Consider the following 311-nt stretch of genomic DNA (forward strand, 5'->3'; position numbering starts at 1 on the left):
GTGCAGGCCCACGGGCAGTAGTGAGAAATGGGTCTGCGGCGGAGTAATAGGGTAACTCACAGCCATCAAGAGCCTGAGTGATTTCACCGATTAGTGAGGTGGGGATCTGTGCAGGCATCACCAGATACAATCCTTCAGGTAGCGGGTTTTCGATAGCATAGTGAGCGGGCGTCGCGGGTAAGGCAATGGTCACCCGTGAACCCACCCCCGGCTGACTGGCAATAGCCAGATGCCCCCCGGTGAGATGCATGTTTTTCTTGGCGACGAATAATCCCAGCCCGGTGCCCTTAGGACGTGGAGCGTCGCCATCC

Annotated in this window: 1 protein-coding gene; it reads right to left on the reverse strand. The window is 57.6% G+C overall.

The window, feature by feature from the left end; genetic code table 11:
* Positions 1-311: ATP-binding protein (locus tag YALDO0001_RS19550; RefSeq protein WP_042840697.1), on the reverse strand; the 311-nt coding region annotated here is incomplete at both ends.

The sequence above is a fragment of the Yersinia aldovae ATCC 35236 genome, assembly GCF_000173735.1.
GTDB lineage: Bacteria > Pseudomonadota > Gammaproteobacteria > Enterobacterales > Enterobacteriaceae > Yersinia > Yersinia aldovae.